We start from the raw sequence: 17,235 nt of genomic DNA, 5'->3' as shown, positions 1-17,235 counted from the left end.
GTCAGCGCGTTGCGTCGACCAGCAGTGCCGCCGACAGTTTGCGGATACGACGATCGACGAAGTAGCCGCCGCCCTCGACGTAGCGCAGGAAATGCCGGCCACAGATCGTGCAGCCCCAGACATCGCAGCGGTTGGCGGGATAAAAGCGCGGCGCGATCGGCGCCTCGGGCGACCAGAACTGCGTGCGGTCCGGGTGATATTCGTCGAACGTCAGTTCGTCTTCGTCGGCCTCCCGCAATGTGCCGACTTCCTTGAGCTGTTCTTCCGGGAAGGACACGGGCTGGCTTTCCCATGCCGTGGAGAGCGACTTCACGCATCCGCAGTCCGTCGTGACGGCATCGGAAGCGCGCGCGAGGGCGAGCAGGGCGGGATAATCGAGCAGGGTGGACTGGGACATGGGGGCCGCCGGGGGGTGCCCCCCGGCATGATTCAAACGGCAAAGACCGAAAGGATACCCCTTTAATCCACCGTTGCGCCCGATGCCTTGACCGCGGCGCCCCACTTGGTAATGTCCGTCGCGATGAACTGCTGGAACTGCTGCGGCTTCATCACCATCGGCTCCACGCCGAGGCCGGCCAGCTGCGCCTTGACGTCGGGGGAAGCCAGAATCGCCTGCACCTCGGCGTTCATGCGGTCGGTGATGTCCTTCGGCAGTCCGGCCGGGCCGAGCAGGCCGTACCACGGCTGCGCGTCGAAGCCCTTGATGCCGCTTTCCGCGAGCGTCGGCACGTCCGGCAGCGCCTGCGACCGCTGCGCGCCCGTGACGGCGAGCACCTTGAGGTTGCCGGCCTTGACCTGCTGCATGATCGGCAGCGGATTCTCGAAGGCCAGCGGCACCTGGCCGCCCACGAGGTCGTTCAGCAGCGGGCCCGAGCCCTTGTACGGAATGTGCTGGATCTTGGTCTTGGCGGCCACGTTGAACATCTCGCCGATGATGTGCTGCGGCGTGCCGGAGCCGGCCGAGCCGAACGACAGCTTGCCGTCCTTGCCCTTGGCAATGATGTCGTTCAGCGAGGTCAGGCCCGACTTGGCGTTGACGGCCACGACGAAGCTCGTGCGCGCGAGCGGCGACACGGCGGTGAAGTCCGCGTCGGGGCGGTAGTTGAGCTTGGGATACAGCGCGCCCGCGATCACGATCGGGCCGCTGGCCGCGAGCAGGAAGGTATAACCATCCGGCTTGGACTTGCCCACGTACGCGGTGCCGATATTGCCGCCGGCTCCGGCGCGGTTCTCGACGACCACGGGCTGGCCGAGCTTTTCGCCGAGGCGCGAGGACAGCAGGCGCGCGAGCACATCCGTGGTGCCGCCCGGCGCGTAGGGCGAGACCAGCACGATCGGCTTGCTGGGCCAGGCTTCCTGGGCCTGCGCGGCGGGGGCGGTTATCAATGCGGCGGTCGCGGCAATCGCGCCCATCGCCAGCAGCGCGGTCGCGCCGCGTCGGGTCATGACTTTCATTACTGCGTCTCCATCCACCTGGTTGTTATGAGCTAAGCCACGCCATTCTACGCGCGCGGTTCGCGGCGTCTCTCCCGCAAAACCCGCAAGAGCATTTAGCGTTTTCGCTACATGTCTGCAAATGTCTGCATGCGTATCCATTATTGACATCAGACAACCACCACAATGCTGATGCGAACCATTATCATATGCGTTTGCAACACCATTTCAGGTACCTCTTCAGCATGACCCAGGCCATCACGGTCCGCTACCGCCTCGCGGTGGCGTCTCGCGCGCTGGCCGCCATTTTTGGCGGCTATGGACTGGCGGCTTTGTCCGCCGGGTGTTTCTCCCTGGCGCTGATTCGCTGGCTCGGCATGCCGCGTTCGGAAGCCGTGGTCACGGCCACGCTGCTCGCGTTCGTCTGGTATGTGCTCGCGGTGATCTGGGTGTTCGCCACGCGCAACGCATGGCGCGCGTGGGCGGGCCTCGCGGTACCGTGCGCGATCTTCGCGCTGGGCTGGTGGGCGATGGGAGGGCAGGCATGACCGAACTCGGAAAACCGCTGGGCCTCCGCCAGTCGATGTCGTGGCTCCACACGTGGTCGGGCCTGCTCGTCTGCTGGGTGCTGTTCCTCGTCTACTGCTGCGGCACCGCCGCGTACTTCAAGGAAGAGATCACCGTCTGGATGCGTCCGGACTGGCACGCGAAACTGTCCGCGCCCGTGAGCGCCGAGCAGGCGACCGAGAACGCGGTGGCTTATCTCAAAAAGAACGCCCCCGACGCCGAACGCTGGTTCATCCAGCTGCCGACGGACCGCCGTCCCATCCTGTCGATGTTCTGGACGCGCAAGCCAAAGGAGGGCGAGAAGGCGACGCCCGCGCGCGACCGCCTCGAGCGGCGCAATCTGGACCCGGCCACGGGCGAACCGCTGGCCGGCGCGCGGGAGACGCGCGGCGGCGAATTCCTGTACCGGCTGCACTTCGACCTGCACTACATGCCCGTGCAATGGGCGCGCTGGATCGTGGGCGTCTGCACGATGTTCATGCTGGTGGCGATCATCAGCGGCATCATCACGCACCGGCGCATCTTCGCGGACTTCTTCACGTTCCGCGCGCGCAAGGGACAGCGGTCGTGGCTGGATGGCCATAACGTCGCCGCCGTGCTGGCGCTGCCGTTCCATCTGATGATCACGTACACCGGCATCGTCACGCTGCTGTTCATGTACATGCCGTTCGGCATCCAGGCCGCCTACAAGGACAACGACAAGGCATTCTTCACCGACCTCGGCTTCCGCGACCGGCAGGTGAAGGCGTCGGGCATCGAAGCCCCGATGGCGCCGATCGGGCCCATGGTGAAGCAGGCCATCGCGCACTGGGACGGCACGCAACCGGCGCGCATCTCGATCGAGCGTCCGAACGACGCGAGCGCAAAGGTCGCCGTGTTGCGCGACTCGGGTCGCAGCATGAATTCGCAGGCGCCGACGGTCGTGTTCGATGGCGTTACCGGCAGGCAGGTGGGCGTCCTCAACGAGGACCCCAAGGCCGCCAACCAGACGCGTGGCGTGATGGTCGGCCTGCATATCGCCAGCTTCGCGCCGTACGCCATGCGCTGGCTGTTCTTCGTATCGGGTCTCGCGGGTTGCCTGATGGTGGCGACCGGGGCGCTGCTGTGGGCGGTCAAGACGCGCCAGCATCATGCGAAGCGGATCGCGCAGGCGGGGCGCACGCCTTTCGGACTGCGGCTGGTCGAGGCGCTGAACATTGGCGCTATCGCCGGTGTGCCGCTGGCGATGGCGACGTACTTCTGGGCCAACCGCCTGTTGCCGGCCGACATGGCGCAGCGGGCCGATATGGAAGCGCGGGCCTTCTTCATCGCCTGGGCCGTCGTGGCGATCGTCGGGCAGGTACGTCCGACACGCGGGACGTGGCGCGTACTGTTGTGGGCCGCCGCCGCGATGTTCGCGGCGCTGCCGGTGCTCGACATGCTGACCACGCCAGCCTCGCTCGGCCAGCTGCCGCTGCCAGTCTATGCCTTCGACGGCGTCGTATGCCTGCTTGGCGCGGGCTTTGCGCTGGCGGCCTGGCTCGTGGGTCGGAAGAAGGCGGCGGGCAAGCAAGGCGCGAAGCAGGCCCCCGGGCCTGCATCCGCTGCGACGACGCATGCCGCGCGCGCGTCGGGAGAACTGCGGGCTGGGGAGTTGCGTGCGGGAGAGCTACGGGCGGGAGAACTGCGATGAGCGCCGCGCTGCTGGCTTCCACTATCGCGGGTTTCGGCTTCACGCTGGGCGGCTTCTCGTGGCTCGGCCTGACGATTGACCGCCATCACGCCGATATCCACGGCCGGGGCACCGAGCCCTCGCGCGAGCAGGTCGTGCGTCTGCGGCTGCTGGGCTACCTCGCCCTCGCGCTGGCCCTGACCGCATGCGTCATGGCCCAGGGCTGGGCATTCGGGCTCCTTTATTGGATCGGCATCCTGTCCGTCTGCGCGTGGGTGTCGGTAGCCACCTTCTCCTGCGCGCCACACGTGACCCGCCGCATCGCGCGCGCGGCGGCCGCCATCGCCGTCATCGCGCTCGCTGCCGCGCTGAGCGCTGGAGTCCCCGCCGCATAGCCAACGATGCGCCGCCCATGACGCGGAGCCACACCAGACCACCAACGGCGTCATTCGCCGCGCGCGGCGCGCCGCGGGGGAGGGGGAGACGCGTTTGACCAGCATCCATCAGAACAGAGAAATCGATACCGGGAGCATCACCTTGTCGTACGCCACATTCACGCCCTCGAAGACCCGTCCGCGTCTGCGCCATCTTGTTGCCGCGCTCGCCGCGGCGGGCACACTGCCGACCCTTGCCCTCGCGCAGGAAGCGACGGCCCCCACTTCCCCCGCGCAGCAGCCGTCCGCGGCCGCGCAGACCACGCTGCCGGCGGTAACCGTGCGTGCCGATGCCGGTACCGATACGCTGCCGCCGCCCTACGCGGGTGGGCAGGTGGCACGCGGGGCGCGCATCGGCGTGCTCGGCAACCAGGACTTCATGGACGTGCCATTCAGCGTCACGTCGTACACGGCCGAGCAGATCCAGAACCAGCAGGCCCGCACGGTCGGCCAGGTGCTGGCGGACGATCCCGCGATTCGCGTGAGTTCGGGCTTCGGCAACTTTTCGGAAACGTTCATCGTGCGCGGCTTCACGCTGACGTCCGATGACATCAGCTACAACGGTCTCTACGGTATTGCGCCGCGCCAGGTGGCCTCGACCGAAGGCCTCGAGCGCGTCGAAGTGTTCCGGGGCGCCAATGCGTTCCTCAACGGCGTGTCGCCGGGCGGCAGCAGCGTGGGCGGCTCGATCAACCTCGTGCCGAAGTACGCGACGTCCGCGCCGATCACGCAGGGCACCATCGACTACACGAGCGATGGCCAGGCCGGCGCGCATATCGACGTGGGCCGCCGTTTCGGCGAGAAAAAGCAGTTCGGCGTGCGCGTCAATGCGATGGCGCGCGGCGGCGATACGGCGGTCGACAACGAGAGCCGTCAGCAGCGCCTGTTCACGCTGGGCATGGATTACCAGGGCGACAATTTCCGCGTCAATGCGGACTTCGGCTACCAGAAGCAGCGCATCTATCAGGGCCGCAGCACCATCACGCTGAACGGCACGGCGCTGCCGCCAGTCCCGAATGCGTCCACGAACTTCGCGCAGCAGTGGACCAATTCCTCGCTGGAAGACATCTACGGCACGATTCGCGCGGAGTACGACTTCGCGAAGGACTGGACGGCATACGCCGCGTTCGGCGGGCATCAGACCAACGAGTTCGGCACGTATAGCGGCGCCACGGTCGGCAACACGGGCTTCGGTACCGCGACCCGCCTGACGGTGCCCTTCGAGCAGACCACCTACAGCGGCGAGTTCGGCGTACGCGGCCGCTTCATGACGGGCGTGGTCAGCCATACGGTCAACGCCAGCTGGTCGGGGCTCGAGCAACGGCGCGGCACCGCGTTCCAGAGCTCCGCGAGCTTCGCCACCAACCTGTACAACGCGCCATCGGTCGCCTATCCGGCAGCGCCGACAACGGGCAACATGGATGACCCGTTCACCACGCAGCGCGTCAACCTCAACGGCGTCTCGGTGTCGGACACGCTGGGCTTCCTGAACGATCGCGTGCTGTTCACGGCCGGCGTGCGCCAGCAGGTGATCAACGTGCGCGGTTACGCGACCGCCACCGGCGCGCTGACCACGGCGTACAGTGAATCGGCAACGTCGCCGATGTTCGGCCTCGTGGTCAAGCCGCTGCAGAACCTGTCCGTGTACTACAACTACATCCAGGGCCTCGCGCAGGGTCCGACCGCGGGCAACACCGCGGTCAACCGTGGCGAGGTGTTCCCGCCGGCCAAGTCGAAGCAGCATGAGGCGGGCGTGAAGTACGATGCCGGCAAGTTCGGCACGACGCTGGCGTTCTTCCAGATCGAGCAGCCGATCGGCACCACGTCCACCACCACGAACGTCTTCGGCCTGCAGGACCTGCGCAACCGTGGCGTGGAGTGGAGCATCTTCGGCGAACCGCTGCGCGGGCTGCGGCTGCTGGCGGGCGCATCGTATATCGACTCGGCGTACCAGAACACGGGCAATCCGGCGACCGAAGGCAAGAAGGGCGTGGGCGTGCCGATCTACACGGCCACGGCGAGCGCGGAATACGACCTGCCGTTCCTGCCGGGGTCGACCGTGACGGGCCGGTTCATCCAGACTGGCCGCCAGAACGCGAATCCGCAGAACACGATCTCGCTGCCGTCGTGGAACCGCATCGACCTCGGCGCGCGCTACACGTTCAAGGCTTCGCAGGTTCGGTACACGTTGCGTGCGTTCGTCGAGAACGTGGCCAACAAGGACTACTGGTCGGGCGTCTCGACGTCGAACAACGTGCTGACTATTGGCAATCCTCGCACGTTCAAGGTCTCCATGACCGTGGACTACTGATACGCGACGACATAAAAAACCCGGCGATGCCGGGTTTTTTAATGAACGCGTGCGACGTGATCAGTCGATTTTCGCGCCGGAAGTCTTGATAACCTGCCCCCAGCGCTTCTGCTCGCTCAGGATCGTGGCGGTGAAGGCATCGGGCCCCTGCCATGCCGCCTCCGCCCCTTGCTGCTCGAACTTTGCCTTGGTGTCCGGATCCGCCAGCACCGTTCGCAGGGCGCCGGACAGCTTCTCCACGATGTCCTTCGGCGTGCCAGCCGGCGCGAGCACGCCATAGAAACCGACCACCTCGAAACCCTTGAGGCCGGCTTCCTCCATCGTCGGCACATCCGGCAGCGCCGGCGAGCGCGTGTGCGAGGTCACGGCGAGCGCGCGGACCTTGCCGGACTTGATGAACTGCGTGAACAGCGGAATCGAGTCCGCCATCATCTGCGCCTGACCGCCCATGACGTCCGTCAGCGCGGGCGCGCTGCCCTTGTACGGAATATGGACGATGAACGTCCCCGACGCCTGCTTGAACATCTCGGGCATCAAGTGCGAGATGCCGCCGTTGCCACCCGACGCGTAGTTGAGCTTGCCCGGATTGGCCTTGGCATAGGCGATGAACTCCTTCAGATTTTTCGCCGGCACGTTGTTGTTGACCACCATGACCAGCGGAATCAGCGCGGTGCGGGCCACCGGCGCGAAGTCCTTCGGCATGCTGTACGGCAGCTTCGGGTACAGCGAGTTGTTGATGGACATCTGTCCCGTGTTGGCGATCAGCAGCGTGTAACCGTCCGCCGGCGATTTGGCGACGTTGTCCGAGCCGATATTACCGGCCGCGCCCGCCTTGTAGTCGAGCACCACGGTCTGGCCCAGGATCGGCTGGAGCTTCTCCGCGAGAATGCGGGCATGCGTATCGACGGGGCCGCCCGGCGGAAAGCCGACGACCATGCGGATCGGCTTATCGGGGTAAGCGGCCCGTGCCGTGGCGGGCAGCAACGTGCCGAGCGTCGCGAGGGTGCCGATGGCCAATGCGGGCAGGGCGGCGAGGATCTTTCGGCGATGGCGATGCTGGCGGGCGCGATGCGTCGCGCGGGAAGGCGTCATGGTGTGCTCCTCTGGTTGTCGCCTCGCTCTGCGGCGAGGGTTGCGCGTATTGTGACGTTTTTATGACAGTATGGCGAGTGCCCGACGCAGAACGCGTGCGTGGAGTACTCTTGGTGCCTGCCGTTTGCCAACTTGGGCTGCAACTTCCCTTTGCCAACATCGGACACCGCATGTCTCACGCACACATTTCTCCCGTCACCCCTCCCGCCACCGCGCTCGCCGAGATCCCCCTCATCCCGCGCGTCGAACTCTTCGGCAACCCCGTGCGCGCCGGCGCGCGCATCAGCCCCGATGGCCGCTATCTCTCGTGGAGCGCGCTCGAGGCCGGCGTGATGAACCTGTGGGTCGCGCCCCGCGACAACCCCGCGCGTGCCAGGGTCCTGACCCACGACCGCGTACGCGGCGTCTATACCAGCTGGTGGTCGTACGATGGCGCGCATCTGCTCTACGTGCAGGACGTCGGCGGCGACGAGAACTACCACGTCTATGCGGTCTCGCCCACGGGCGGCGAAGCGCGCGACCTGACGCCGTTCCCTGGCGTGCGCGCATCGGTGGCCGCGCTGAGCCACAAGCCCGCGCTGCGCGGCAAGGCGCTGCTGAGCCTGAACCATCGCGACGCGCGCTACCACGACCTCTATCTGGCCGATATCGCCACGGGAGACCTCACGCTCCTGCAGGAGAACCCCGGTTACGCGGGCTTTCTGACAGATGACGATTTCCGTGTGCTGCTCGCCGTGGAAACCCTCGACGACGGCGGTGCCCGCTATCTGAAGCCGACGCCGGAAGGCTGGCAGCCCTGGCTGTCCGTCTCGGCCGACGATGCGCGCACCACGCACGCCTCGCATGTCGACGTCACAGGCACCACGCTGTATCTCTACGACAGCCGTGGCCGCGATACGGCGGCGCTGGTTTCGATTCCGCTCGCGGCGGAGTCCGGCGACACGGCCGTGCCGACCGTCATCGCCGAGGATGCCCGTGCCGACATTGGCGGTGCGTTGCTCGATGCGTTCACGTACGAGCCGCTCGCCTATAGCGTCGAACACGAGCGCCGCACGTTCGTCGTGCTCGCGGAGCGCCTGCGCGAGGACGTCGCATTACTCGACAGCAAGCTCGGCGGCGCCGACGGCGAGTGGGGACTGGCGAGCCGCAGCGAGGATGACCGCTACTGGATCATCGGCGCCGCGTCGGATCGCGTGCCCGGCGCCGCGTGGCTGTTCGACCGCCAGACGCGCACGCTGGAGCGGCTGTACGTGACGCGGCCCACGCTGCTCGATCACAAGCTCGCGCGCATGCAATCGACCACGATCCGGTCGCGCGACGGGCTCGACCTCGTCACGTACGTCACCATTCCCGTCCATGCCGATGCGAGCCTGGGCGAGGGCGGCCAGCCGCTGACAAGCCATGCGCCGGTGCCCACGGTACTGCTCGTCCACGGCGGCCCATGGGCGCGCGACTCATTCGGGTTCAATCCGCTCGACCAATGGCTGGCCAATCGCGGCTACGCGGTGCTGTCCGTCAATTTCCGCGGATCGACAGGATTCGGCAAGCGATTCCTCAGCGCTTCGGACCTCGAGTGGGGCGCGAAGATGGACGACGACCTGAGCGACGCCGTCGATTGGGCGATCGCGCAGGGCATCGCGGATCCGAAGCGAGTAGCCATCATGGGCTGGAGCTACGGCGGTTATGCGACGCTATGGGCAATGACGCGCCATGCCGACCGCTATGCGTGCGGCGTCGACGTCGTCGGCCCATCGAACCTGGAGACGCTGCTGGCGAGCATTCCGCCGTATTGGGAGAGCTTCCGCGCGACGCTGTACCGAGCGGTGGGCAATCCCGACACCGAAGCAGGCAAGGCGCTGCTCAAGGAGCGCTCGCCGCTGAGCCACGCCTCGCGGATCGCAAAGCCGTTGCTGATCGGTCAGGGCGCTAACGACCCGCGCGTGAAGGAGGCCGAGTCCACGCAGATGATCGACGCCTTGCGCGCGAAGGGGATTCCGTTCACCTACGTGGTGTTTCCCGACGAAGGGCACGGCTTTCTGCGACCGGCGAACTCGATTCGGTTCAATACGATCATCGAGACCTTCCTCGCCACGCATCTCGGCGGCCGCGCCGAGCCGTCGCATCCGGCGGAGATCGAGGGCAATACAGCGGTGATCGAGTCGGTCGAGAAGTACTAGCCGTCTTGATTTACGCGGTGCATCACGCTGGCGCGCGCACCTTGTACTGGGCCGCGGCCGCCAGCGCGTCCTCGACGAACGGCATCGTCAGCGGATTCGCGATGTCCTTGTGAAACGCGATCCATAGTTCGAGCGCGGGCACGTCCTTGCCCGAGATCTTGCGGAACACCACACCCGGCACATGCTGGGCCGCGGCCGATGCCGGAATCACCGCGATGGCGATGCCCGCCGTCACCAGCGCCATCATTGCGTGATACCGCGCGCCATCGTGAATCCGTAGCGGCACGACGTTGTGCTCGGCCAGCCAGCCAAGCATCAAATCGTGGGCGTATTGCCCATGTCGCCGCTCGAGCGTGGCCAGGCTTTCGCCATGCAGGTCGCGCACGCCGACGCTGCGCTGCGTCGCCAGGCGATGTCCCTCGGGCACGGCCAGCACATGCGTCTCCCGCATCAGGCGCCGTGCCTGCAACCGGGCATCCGTGATCGGCGGCCGCAGGATTGCCACATCGAGTTCGTTGCGCAGCAACGCCTGCAGCATCGCCTCCGAACTCACCTCCCGCAACGAATACAGCGCGCCCGGCATCCGTGCCGCGAATCGCCGCAGCATGTTGGGCACGAGCGCGATCGCCGAGATCGCCGTCAGGCCGATAGACAGGTGTCCGACATCGTCGCCGCGCCCCGCCTGCACGACCATCTGCCGCGCGCGATGCTCGATATCGAACAGCTTCTCCGCCTGCGCGCGCAGTACCGCGCCGGCGGGTGTCAACCGCACGCTGCGCTTGGTGCGCTCGAACAACGGCGTGCCGAGTTGCGCCTCCAGCTGCTTGATCTGCAGGCTTAGCGGCGGCTGAGTCATGTTGAGACGGCGCGCGGCGCGCGTGAAGCTCAGTTCGTCGGCGAGCACGAGAAAGGACGTCAGGACACGGAATTCCAGCGGGCTGTACATATACAGAGCCTGTATAAATCTCATACAAAAGTAATATTGGAAATATAATCCATCCCTCGGGAAAATGTCTCCACCGGCCAACCCTTTGTCAGGGCATCCCATACGGCCGGACCCATCACGACGCGAGACAGACGCGAGACATGACCATCCAGCACCCGATCGATAACCGACTGCCGGCCATGCTGCGCAGCGGTAACCCGTTGCGCGGGATTTTCAGCGCGCTCCCCAGCCCTGCGATCGTCGAAATGTGCGGCTATGCCGGCTTCGACTTCGTCATCATCGACAACGAGCACGGCGCGGCCGATCTCGAAACCACCGAGCACATGCTGCGCGCCGCGCGCGCCAGTGGCATCGTGCCCGTGGTGCGCTGCTTCATCGAAGACATCCCCCGCGTGCTCGACATGGGCGCGAGCGCCGTGCAGATTCCGATGGTGGAAACCGCCGACGATGCGCGCGAGCTCGTGCGCCGCGTGCGGTATCCGGGCAAGGGCCAGCGTGGCAGCGCCTTCAGCGGGCGCGCGGCGGGCTATGGCGCGTTTCCGGGCGCATCGCATACGTCGCGCAGCAACGAGGGCATCGCGCTGATCGCGATGATCGAGTCGCCCGAAGGCGTCGCGAATGCGGAAGCGATCGCGGCAGTGGAGGGGATCGATGCGGTGTTCGTTGGCCCCAACGACCTGTCCCATGCGATGGGTTTTGGCAGCGACTGGAAGCGACCCGAGGTGGCCGCCGCCATCGAGCAGGCGCTGCGCGCCGTCGATCGCGCGGGCAAGTGCCCGGGCGTGCTGGCACTGACCGCGGAGGACGAGCAGCGCTATCGCCCGATGGGCGCGCGGTACTTCGCGACGGTGGCCACGAGCCTCATCACGACGGCATTCCGGCAGGCCGCTACGGCGGGACGGGCCGGCGGGGAGCTCTCGTACTAGCCCGCGCGACAACATAAAACGACATAGGAGACGATAGTGAAGAGACTCAACAGCGTGGCCGCCACCGCGGCGCTCGCCATGGCCGCCGCATGCCTTGTGCCCGTCATGGTTCACGCGGCCGACCCATGGCCAACGAAACCGATCAAGTACGTCGTCCCGTTCTCGCCCGGCGGCGTGTCCGACGCCACCGCGCGCATCGTGGCGGAGGGATTGTCGCAACGGCTCGGCCAGCCCGTGGTCATCGACAACAAGCCAGGCGTGTCGGGCATCCTCGGTACGCAGGCCGTGGCGCGCGCGGAGCCGGACGGCTACACGATCATGGGCGGCACGATCACGACGCATGCGGTCAATCCATTCTTCTACAAGAAGCTTGGCTATGATCCCGTCAAGGACTTCATCCCCGTCAACCTTGTCGGGACGGTGAGCAACGTGCTTGTCGTGGCCAACGACAGCAAGTACCAGTCCGTCGATCAGATCATCGCCGCCCTCAAGGCCAAGCCCGGTGGCCTGACGTTCGGCACGGCGGGGCCGGGGAGTTCGCAGCAGTTGTCCGGCCAGCTGTTCCAGAGCATTACGGGCACGCAGTTGCAGCAGATCTCGTACAAGGGTGGCGCGGCCGCCATGACGGACCTGATCGGCGGCCAGATCGACCTGGTGTTCGAAACGGTGGCGGCCGCCAAACCGATGCTCGACGGCAAGCGCGTGCGCGCGCTGGGCGTAACGTCGACGCATGTGCTGCCGAGCCTGCCCGATGTGAAGCCGCTCGCGGAGCAGGGCATCAAGGGTTTCGAGATGCAGTCGTGGCAGGGCGTCTTCGCGCCGGCGGGCACGCCGCGGCCGATTGTCGACAAGCTCGGCAAGGAGATCGCCGCGGTGGTGGCATCGCCGGCGGTGCAGCAGCGTCTGCGCACGCTAGGCGTGGAGCCCGAAGGCAAGACGACGGAAGCGTTCTCGACGTTCCAGCGTGCCGAGGTCTCGAAATGGGGCAAGGTGATTCAGGCTGCGGGCGTGGTCCCGGAATAAGCGGCAAGGCAGACGCCTGACCGTACCCTGCGGCGCCTGAACCGGACCATATCGCACTGTTTTTGGGCGCCGGCGCCCGCTCTGTGTCGGGCCCAACGACCGATGCGCGCTTCCCCTACAATGTCCGGCGACTGGTCCTTTCAGGGGAACGACGCATGTCCGTACGGCTCGCGATCTTCGACTTCGACGGCACGCTTGCCGATACCTACCCGCTGTTCTCGGAGGTGCTCAACGGCCTCGCGCGCAAGCACGGCTTCCGCGAGGTGTCCGAGGCCGAACGGCCCGGGCTGCGACGGCTCAGCGCCCAGGACGTACTCCGGGAATTGCAGCTGCCGCTGTGGAAGGTGCCGGCCGTGATGACCGACTACCGCGCGATCATGCAGTCACGTATCGCCGAGGTCCGGCTATTTCCCGGCATCGAGGAAGTCCTGCACCAGATGCTCGATGCGCGCGTGGACGTCGCCGTCGCCACGTCGAACTCCGCCCTCAACGTGCAGTCCGTGCTCGGCGCGCCGCTGATGGACCGCTTCCTCGCGGTGGAATGCGGCGCGGCGCTGTTCGGCAAGGCGCATCGGCTCAAGCGCGTGGTCAAGACCACGCAGGTCGCCAAGGACCAGATCATCTATATCGGCGACGAAATCCGCGATGCGGTCGCGGCCGCCCGGGCGGGCGTATCGTTTGGGGCGGTCGCGTGGGGCTACACGGACCTGGATGCGCTGCTGTCGTCCAGTCCGCGCAAGGTGTTCCGGCGCTCGGCGGACATGCTGACGCTGTCGGCGAATGCCGCGGCGCCGACGTGACACCATCGATGGGCCAAAACGACGACAAGGGAATGCAGGCCTGCCGGCCGATGCATTCCCCTGTCAGTCAGGCGGACCGATTCAGCGCGCCGGTTCAGCACGCCACTACTGGCGCTGAACTACAGGCGCTGAACTACAGGCACTGATTGATCGCGCTCGACGCGGACGTGTCGCTGCCGCGGAAGCCGATCCACGAGCCCGGACCCTGCGCCGACTTGCGAACCACGGCCGCGGAGCCATTCGGCGGCTGTTGGCCCGGCACGTAGACGTCGAAGGCCTGATCGTTGGCGAGCATGTACTGCATCATCACCGTCTGGTTGCTGCTGTTGGCCCATTGCTGGCCAATGCACTGCGCGGCGGCCTTCGGCGCGAGCTTGCTTTCGCCAACGGCGGTGGTGGCGCGCGACGGCGGCGGGGTGTAGGGAGAAGCGGCGCAGCCTGCGAGCGCTGCCACGGCGATGGCGAAGATGAATGGCGTCTTCATGTTCTTTCCTCCATATCGGATCGCGGGGGGCACCGTCCGTGTCCTGCCTCGTGGGCAAGCGTCCTTTGCAAGTCGTGTGCAAGACGGGACGGTGCGCTGAAGAACGGGTGCGGGCGATTTCCCGCCCCCGTACAACTCATGAGTCTATGTAGCAGACACGTGTCTGACGTCACCCGAGCGGCTGACCGTCACGTCAGTGTTTGTCTGAAATCGTTGACTGACCGCAGTCACGCCGGTGCGCGCAGCGCGAGGTTCAGCTGGTCGACGACCACCGCCCAGTCGGCATCTTCGACGAGCTCGTCGCGCAGCAGGGCCGATTGGGCGGGCGTCCAGAAGGGCGCATCCCACAAGTCCATCTTTTCCGGCAACGGGGCGTGCTTCGCGATAAAGGCACGGATGTCGGGCTCTTCGGAAGGCAGCCCAAGCTGCGCGAACAGTTCCGAGAACTGGTGAAACGGCTGCTCCATGACGCCTCCTGAATATTATTTGGCCGGCTTGGCCTTCTTCGCGTATTCGAATTCCGGCAACGCCTTCACCGCGTCCTTGGTTGCGCCCGGCAGCACGATCTTGTCGCCCGACAGGTCGAATTGCGTCACGGGAATGGCCACGTCATGGCGGCCCACGCCCACGAACCCGCCCGCGCCGATGATGGCGAAAGACACGGCGCGATTCGGCGCGACGATCAGATCGACGACGTTACCGACCTTGTCGTTGTTCTCGTTATAGACGGGTTTTCCGAGAATCTGCTTTTTCACACTCGCGCCCTGGATGACGACACGCAGTTCTTCGACGGAGACGCCAAGCGAGGCCTGGCCGGCGACCTGAGCAAAGGCTTGCGGAGCAAGCGAGATGGAAGCGGCGGCGAGCGCCAGGGCGAGGGTACGTTTCATCATGACTCCCTAATATGTGTCGATGTTGTGGCGCGCGCGTGGCGCGGTTGTGTCTATTCATGCCTATGGCCGAGGTTCCTCCATACGGCGCCGCGCGATAAGTCGGCCTGATCTGATTCCCGTGTCAGCCAACGCCCGGCAAAGCGCACGCCATAAATCGACGCTGGCATCACTTTCCTGTCATGAACCCCCGGCATCATCGTCGCCCACAAGAGCACCGGGCGGTGCCGTGCATCAACGGGTCATCGAGAAATCAGAGCCAACAGGGAAGTACATGCGTTACAGCAAGAGCATCATCGCCGCCGCGGCCAGCGTGGTCGTGGCATTGGGTTTCTATGGCTGCGGTGGCAGCGACGACGCCCCAGCCACGCCAGCCAGTCCGTCTTCGCCCAGCCAGCCGTCCAACCCGACCAACCCGACCAACCCGACCACGCCGACCGACCCCGTCAAGCCGGCCGCCACGGGCCGCTGGACCACGGGCGATCTGCATATGCATACGATCGAGTCCGACGACGCGCAGAACAAGCTGTCCACGGTACTCGACCAGACGTTCGACAAGTTCGGCCTGGACTGGACCGCCATCACGAACCACCTGCGTACGTCCTCACGCGACCAGGATGGCGCGACGATCGCCGGCGGACCGCTGGCCTACTCGCAGGCCATGGCCACCTATGAGATTCCCGCGGTCAAGCAATTGCAGGCCAACGGCCGCTATGCCAACAAGCTGATCTTCTCGGCGTTCGAATGGGACATGCCGACGCATGACCATGTGAACGTGGGGATCTTCACGGGATCGCCGCTCGCGACGGCCACCAAGGCGGCCAACGAGTTCGAATACTTCTTCACGAACCGTAACGCGGCCCTGTTCGACCCCGTCGACGTCTCCGCATGGAGCGCAAAGGGCGCGCGCACGTTCAGCACGCACGCCGACGCGGTCAAGGCCTTTGCCTGGCTGCGCGACAACTATCCCGACACGAGCTACGCGCTGATCAACCATCCGTCGCGTAACGTCGGCATGTACACCGCCGCCAACTACCGCGAGTTCAACGATACCGCGCCGAACATCGCGTTCGGCGTGGAGGGCATGGTCGGCAACCAGATGGAACCTAACCGTGGCGGCTACACGGCGGCGTACGTCGACGCGAACCTCAAGAACCGCGTCTATGGCGGGGTGGATTACGTGGTCGCGCAGGTCGGCGGCATCTGGGACGCACTGCTCGGTGACGGCCGCCGCTTCTGGAACGTGGCGGACTCCGACCATCACTTCAAGGTAATCGGCTCGAACAGCAGCGGGTACTATCCCGGCGAATACGCCAAGACGTACGTGTGGCTCGAGAACAAGTACACGGGGGTGAAGGCCGTGCTCGAAGGCATGCGCTCGGGGAAGATGTTCTCGGTGTTCGGTGACCTCATCAACGCGCTGGACTTCAACGCGGCGAACGGCGCGAACAAGAGCGAGATGGGCGGGGAACTGAAGGTCAAGGCCGGCGAGACCGTGACCGTGACGATCCGCTTCAAGAGCCCGGACCGCAACAACTTCGAGTATCCGCTCGACAGCGGCATGAACGTCAACGTGCGGCCCACGGTAAACCACGTGGACCTGATCGCGGGCGACGTGACGCCGCGCGCCGCGGCGGGTACGGCCGACTACAGCAAGGAAACCAATGACTCGACGAAGGTGATCGCCACGTTCACGTCGACGGACTGGAAGCTCGATGCGGACGGCTACAACACCATGACGTTCACGTACAAGGCGACGAAGAGCCAATACTTCCGCCTGCGCGGGACCAACCTGGGCATGAACGTGCCCGGGGAGACGTCAAACGGCAATCCGCTGCCGGACCTGCAGACCAGCGTGACCGAGGACACGGCACGCTTCAACGCGATCAACGCGCGCAACTATAACGACCTGTGGTTCTATTCGAACCCGATCTTCGTGACGGTCGGCTCGTAATGGCAGGGGATGGCGCACCTGATGACACACCTGATGGCGCACCATCCCCATCGCCGGATCAATCGGTCAGGTCTTTCGGGAGCTTGCCGCCATTCCTGGCGAGCTCCTGCATGACGCGTTTGTGCAGCCACATGTTCATGGCGGCGGAATCGTTCGTGTCGCCGGTGTAGCCCAGTTCCTTCGCCAGCTCCTTGCGATGGTCGAGGCTGCTGTCGATGCCCAGCGCCTTGAGCAGATCGACGATCGACGTGCGCCAGTTCAATGGCTGTCCGGCTTCCTTCGCGGCCTTGTCCATGACCGCTTCCACATCGACCTGCGACAGCGGGGCGGGGGAGGCTGCGCCGGGTGTGCCCGATGCACCGCCGGTAGCGGGTTGGTTGCCGCCGGAGGGCGCTGTTGGTGCGGCGGTGGGTGCCGCCTGAGCGCCCGGTGCCGTGCTGGCGCCCGCTGTGGCCGTGCCACCCGTTGACGCACCTGTCTGCTGGCCACCGCGATGCAGCAGCTTGTTGAGGATGTCCTTGAAGATGCTCATGCCAATCTCCTGAT

At 65.8% G+C, this 17,235-nt stretch carries 17 protein-coding genes; 9 read left to right on the top strand and 8 right to left on the bottom strand.

Features of this window, described 5'->3' with window-relative positions:
* Position 1: 1 nt before the first annotated feature.
* Both KHP16_RS07495 and KHP16_RS07490 read right to left on the bottom strand, forming a co-directional pair.
* Positions 2–397 (bottom strand): hypothetical protein, encoded by a 396-nt coding sequence (locus KHP16_RS07495; protein ID WP_211959876.1) that lies wholly within the window; start codon positions 395–397, stop codon positions 2–4.
* A 62-nt stretch (positions 398–459) separates the two neighbouring features.
* Positions 460–1,455, bottom strand: a complete 996-nt coding sequence (locus tag KHP16_RS07490) for a Bug family tripartite tricarboxylate transporter substrate binding protein (protein WP_244214448.1) — start codon at positions 1,453–1,455, stop codon at positions 460–462.
* Positions 1,456–1,679: 224 nt separating this feature from the next.
* Here KHP16_RS07490 and KHP16_RS07485 point away from each other — a divergent pair, with 224 nt between their 5' ends.
* The 4 genes from KHP16_RS07485 (at position 1,680) to KHP16_RS07470 (ending at position 6,397) form a co-directional block, all read left to right on the top strand.
* Positions 1,680–1,982, top strand: coding sequence for a DUF3649 domain-containing protein (locus KHP16_RS07485; protein WP_179593495.1), 303 nt, complete (start codon positions 1,680–1,682; stop codon positions 1,980–1,982).
* Positions 1,979–3,673 (top strand): PepSY-associated TM helix domain-containing protein, encoded by a 1,695-nt coding sequence (locus KHP16_RS07480; RefSeq protein ID WP_211959875.1) that lies wholly within the window; start codon positions 1,979–1,981, stop codon positions 3,671–3,673. Before KHP16_RS07485 ends, KHP16_RS07480 begins: the two co-directional genes overlap by 4 nt.
* The gene (locus KHP16_RS07475) at positions 3,670–4,047 is read left to right on the top strand and encodes a DUF3325 domain-containing protein (protein WP_109581028.1); all 378 of its coding nucleotides are present in this window, start codon (positions 3,670–3,672) and stop codon (positions 4,045–4,047) included. The genes KHP16_RS07480 and KHP16_RS07475 overlap by 4 nt, the downstream gene beginning before the upstream one ends.
* Before the next feature lie 142 nt (positions 4,048–4,189).
* The gene (locus tag KHP16_RS07470; protein WP_179593497.1) at positions 4,190–6,397 is read left to right on the top strand and encodes a TonB-dependent receptor; all 2,208 of its coding nucleotides are present in this window, start codon (positions 4,190–4,192) and stop codon (positions 6,395–6,397) included.
* Positions 6,398–6,457: 60 nt separating this feature from the next.
* Here KHP16_RS07470 and KHP16_RS07465 read toward each other — a convergent pair whose 3' ends face one another.
* Positions 6,458–7,489 carry a Bug family tripartite tricarboxylate transporter substrate binding protein gene (locus tag KHP16_RS07465; RefSeq protein ID WP_109581029.1) on the bottom strand — a complete coding sequence of 344 codons (1,032 nt, stop codon included), beginning with the start codon at positions 7,487–7,489 and terminating at the stop codon, positions 6,458–6,460.
* A gap of 170 nt (positions 7,490–7,659) precedes the next feature.
* Between KHP16_RS07465 and KHP16_RS07460 the strand changes: the two genes are divergently transcribed.
* Positions 7,660–9,666 (top strand): S9 family peptidase, encoded by a 2,007-nt coding sequence (locus tag KHP16_RS07460; RefSeq protein ID WP_244835676.1) that lies wholly within the window; start codon positions 7,660–7,662, stop codon positions 9,664–9,666.
* Positions 9,667–9,688: 22 nt separating this feature from the next.
* On the opposite strand, the gene KHP16_RS07455 is transcribed toward KHP16_RS07460, so the two are convergent.
* A complete protein-coding gene (locus tag KHP16_RS07455; RefSeq protein WP_179593499.1) occupies positions 9,689–10,612 on the bottom strand; it encodes a LysR substrate-binding domain-containing protein in 924 nt (307 codons plus the stop codon).
* Between the two features lie 140 nt (positions 10,613–10,752).
* Here KHP16_RS07455 and KHP16_RS07450 point away from each other — a divergent pair, with 140 nt between their 5' ends.
* The 3 genes from KHP16_RS07450 (at position 10,753) to KHP16_RS07440 (ending at position 13,361) form a co-directional block, all read left to right on the top strand.
* Complete coding sequence (locus KHP16_RS07450) at positions 10,753–11,538, top strand: HpcH/HpaI aldolase family protein (protein WP_115952332.1); 786 nt, start codon at positions 10,753–10,755, stop codon at positions 11,536–11,538.
* 36 nt (positions 11,539–11,574) lie between these two features.
* Complete coding sequence (locus KHP16_RS07445; protein WP_244835675.1) at positions 11,575–12,561, top strand: Bug family tripartite tricarboxylate transporter substrate binding protein; 987 nt, start codon at positions 11,575–11,577, stop codon at positions 12,559–12,561.
* Between the two features lie 155 nt (positions 12,562–12,716).
* Entirely contained in the window at positions 12,717–13,361 is a 645-nt protein-coding gene (locus KHP16_RS07440; RefSeq protein ID WP_211959874.1) for an HAD hydrolase-like protein, read from the top strand.
* Between the two features lie 133 nt (positions 13,362–13,494).
* On the opposite strand, the gene KHP16_RS07435 is transcribed toward KHP16_RS07440, so the two are convergent.
* The 3 genes from KHP16_RS07435 to KHP16_RS07425 all read right to left on the bottom strand — a co-directional run bounded on the left by KHP16_RS07435 (position 13,495) and on the right by KHP16_RS07425 (position 14,735).
* Positions 13,495–13,845, bottom strand: a complete 351-nt coding sequence (locus KHP16_RS07435; protein ID WP_109581033.1) for a hypothetical protein — start codon at positions 13,843–13,845, stop codon at positions 13,495–13,497.
* 227 nt (positions 13,846–14,072) lie between these two features.
* Positions 14,073–14,312 carry a DUF2789 domain-containing protein gene (locus tag KHP16_RS07430; RefSeq protein ID WP_109581034.1) on the bottom strand — a complete coding sequence of 80 codons (240 nt, stop codon included), beginning with the start codon at positions 14,310–14,312 and terminating at the stop codon, positions 14,073–14,075.
* Positions 14,313–14,327: 15 nt separating this feature from the next.
* Positions 14,328–14,735 carry a PRC-barrel domain-containing protein gene (locus KHP16_RS07425; protein ID WP_109581035.1) on the bottom strand — a complete coding sequence of 136 codons (408 nt, stop codon included), beginning with the start codon at positions 14,733–14,735 and terminating at the stop codon, positions 14,328–14,330.
* A 274-nt stretch (positions 14,736–15,009) separates the two neighbouring features.
* Here KHP16_RS07425 and KHP16_RS07420 point away from each other — a divergent pair, with 274 nt between their 5' ends.
* The gene (locus KHP16_RS07420) at positions 15,010–16,689 is read left to right on the top strand and encodes an S-layer protein (RefSeq protein WP_211959873.1); all 1,680 of its coding nucleotides are present in this window, start codon (positions 15,010–15,012) and stop codon (positions 16,687–16,689) included.
* A 58-nt stretch (positions 16,690–16,747) separates the two neighbouring features.
* Here KHP16_RS07420 and KHP16_RS07415 read toward each other — a convergent pair whose 3' ends face one another.
* Positions 16,748–17,221, bottom strand: coding sequence for a DUF3597 domain-containing protein (locus KHP16_RS07415; protein WP_121490871.1), 474 nt, complete (start codon positions 17,219–17,221; stop codon positions 16,748–16,750).
* Positions 17,222–17,235 lie beyond the last annotated feature (14 nt).

The sequence above is a fragment of the Cupriavidus plantarum genome (assembly GCF_905397285.1).
GTDB lineage: Bacteria > Pseudomonadota > Gammaproteobacteria > Burkholderiales > Burkholderiaceae > Cupriavidus > Cupriavidus plantarum.
The sequence above is the reverse complement of the archived record's forward strand: the minus strand, read 5'-3'. Positions and strand labels throughout refer to the sequence as shown.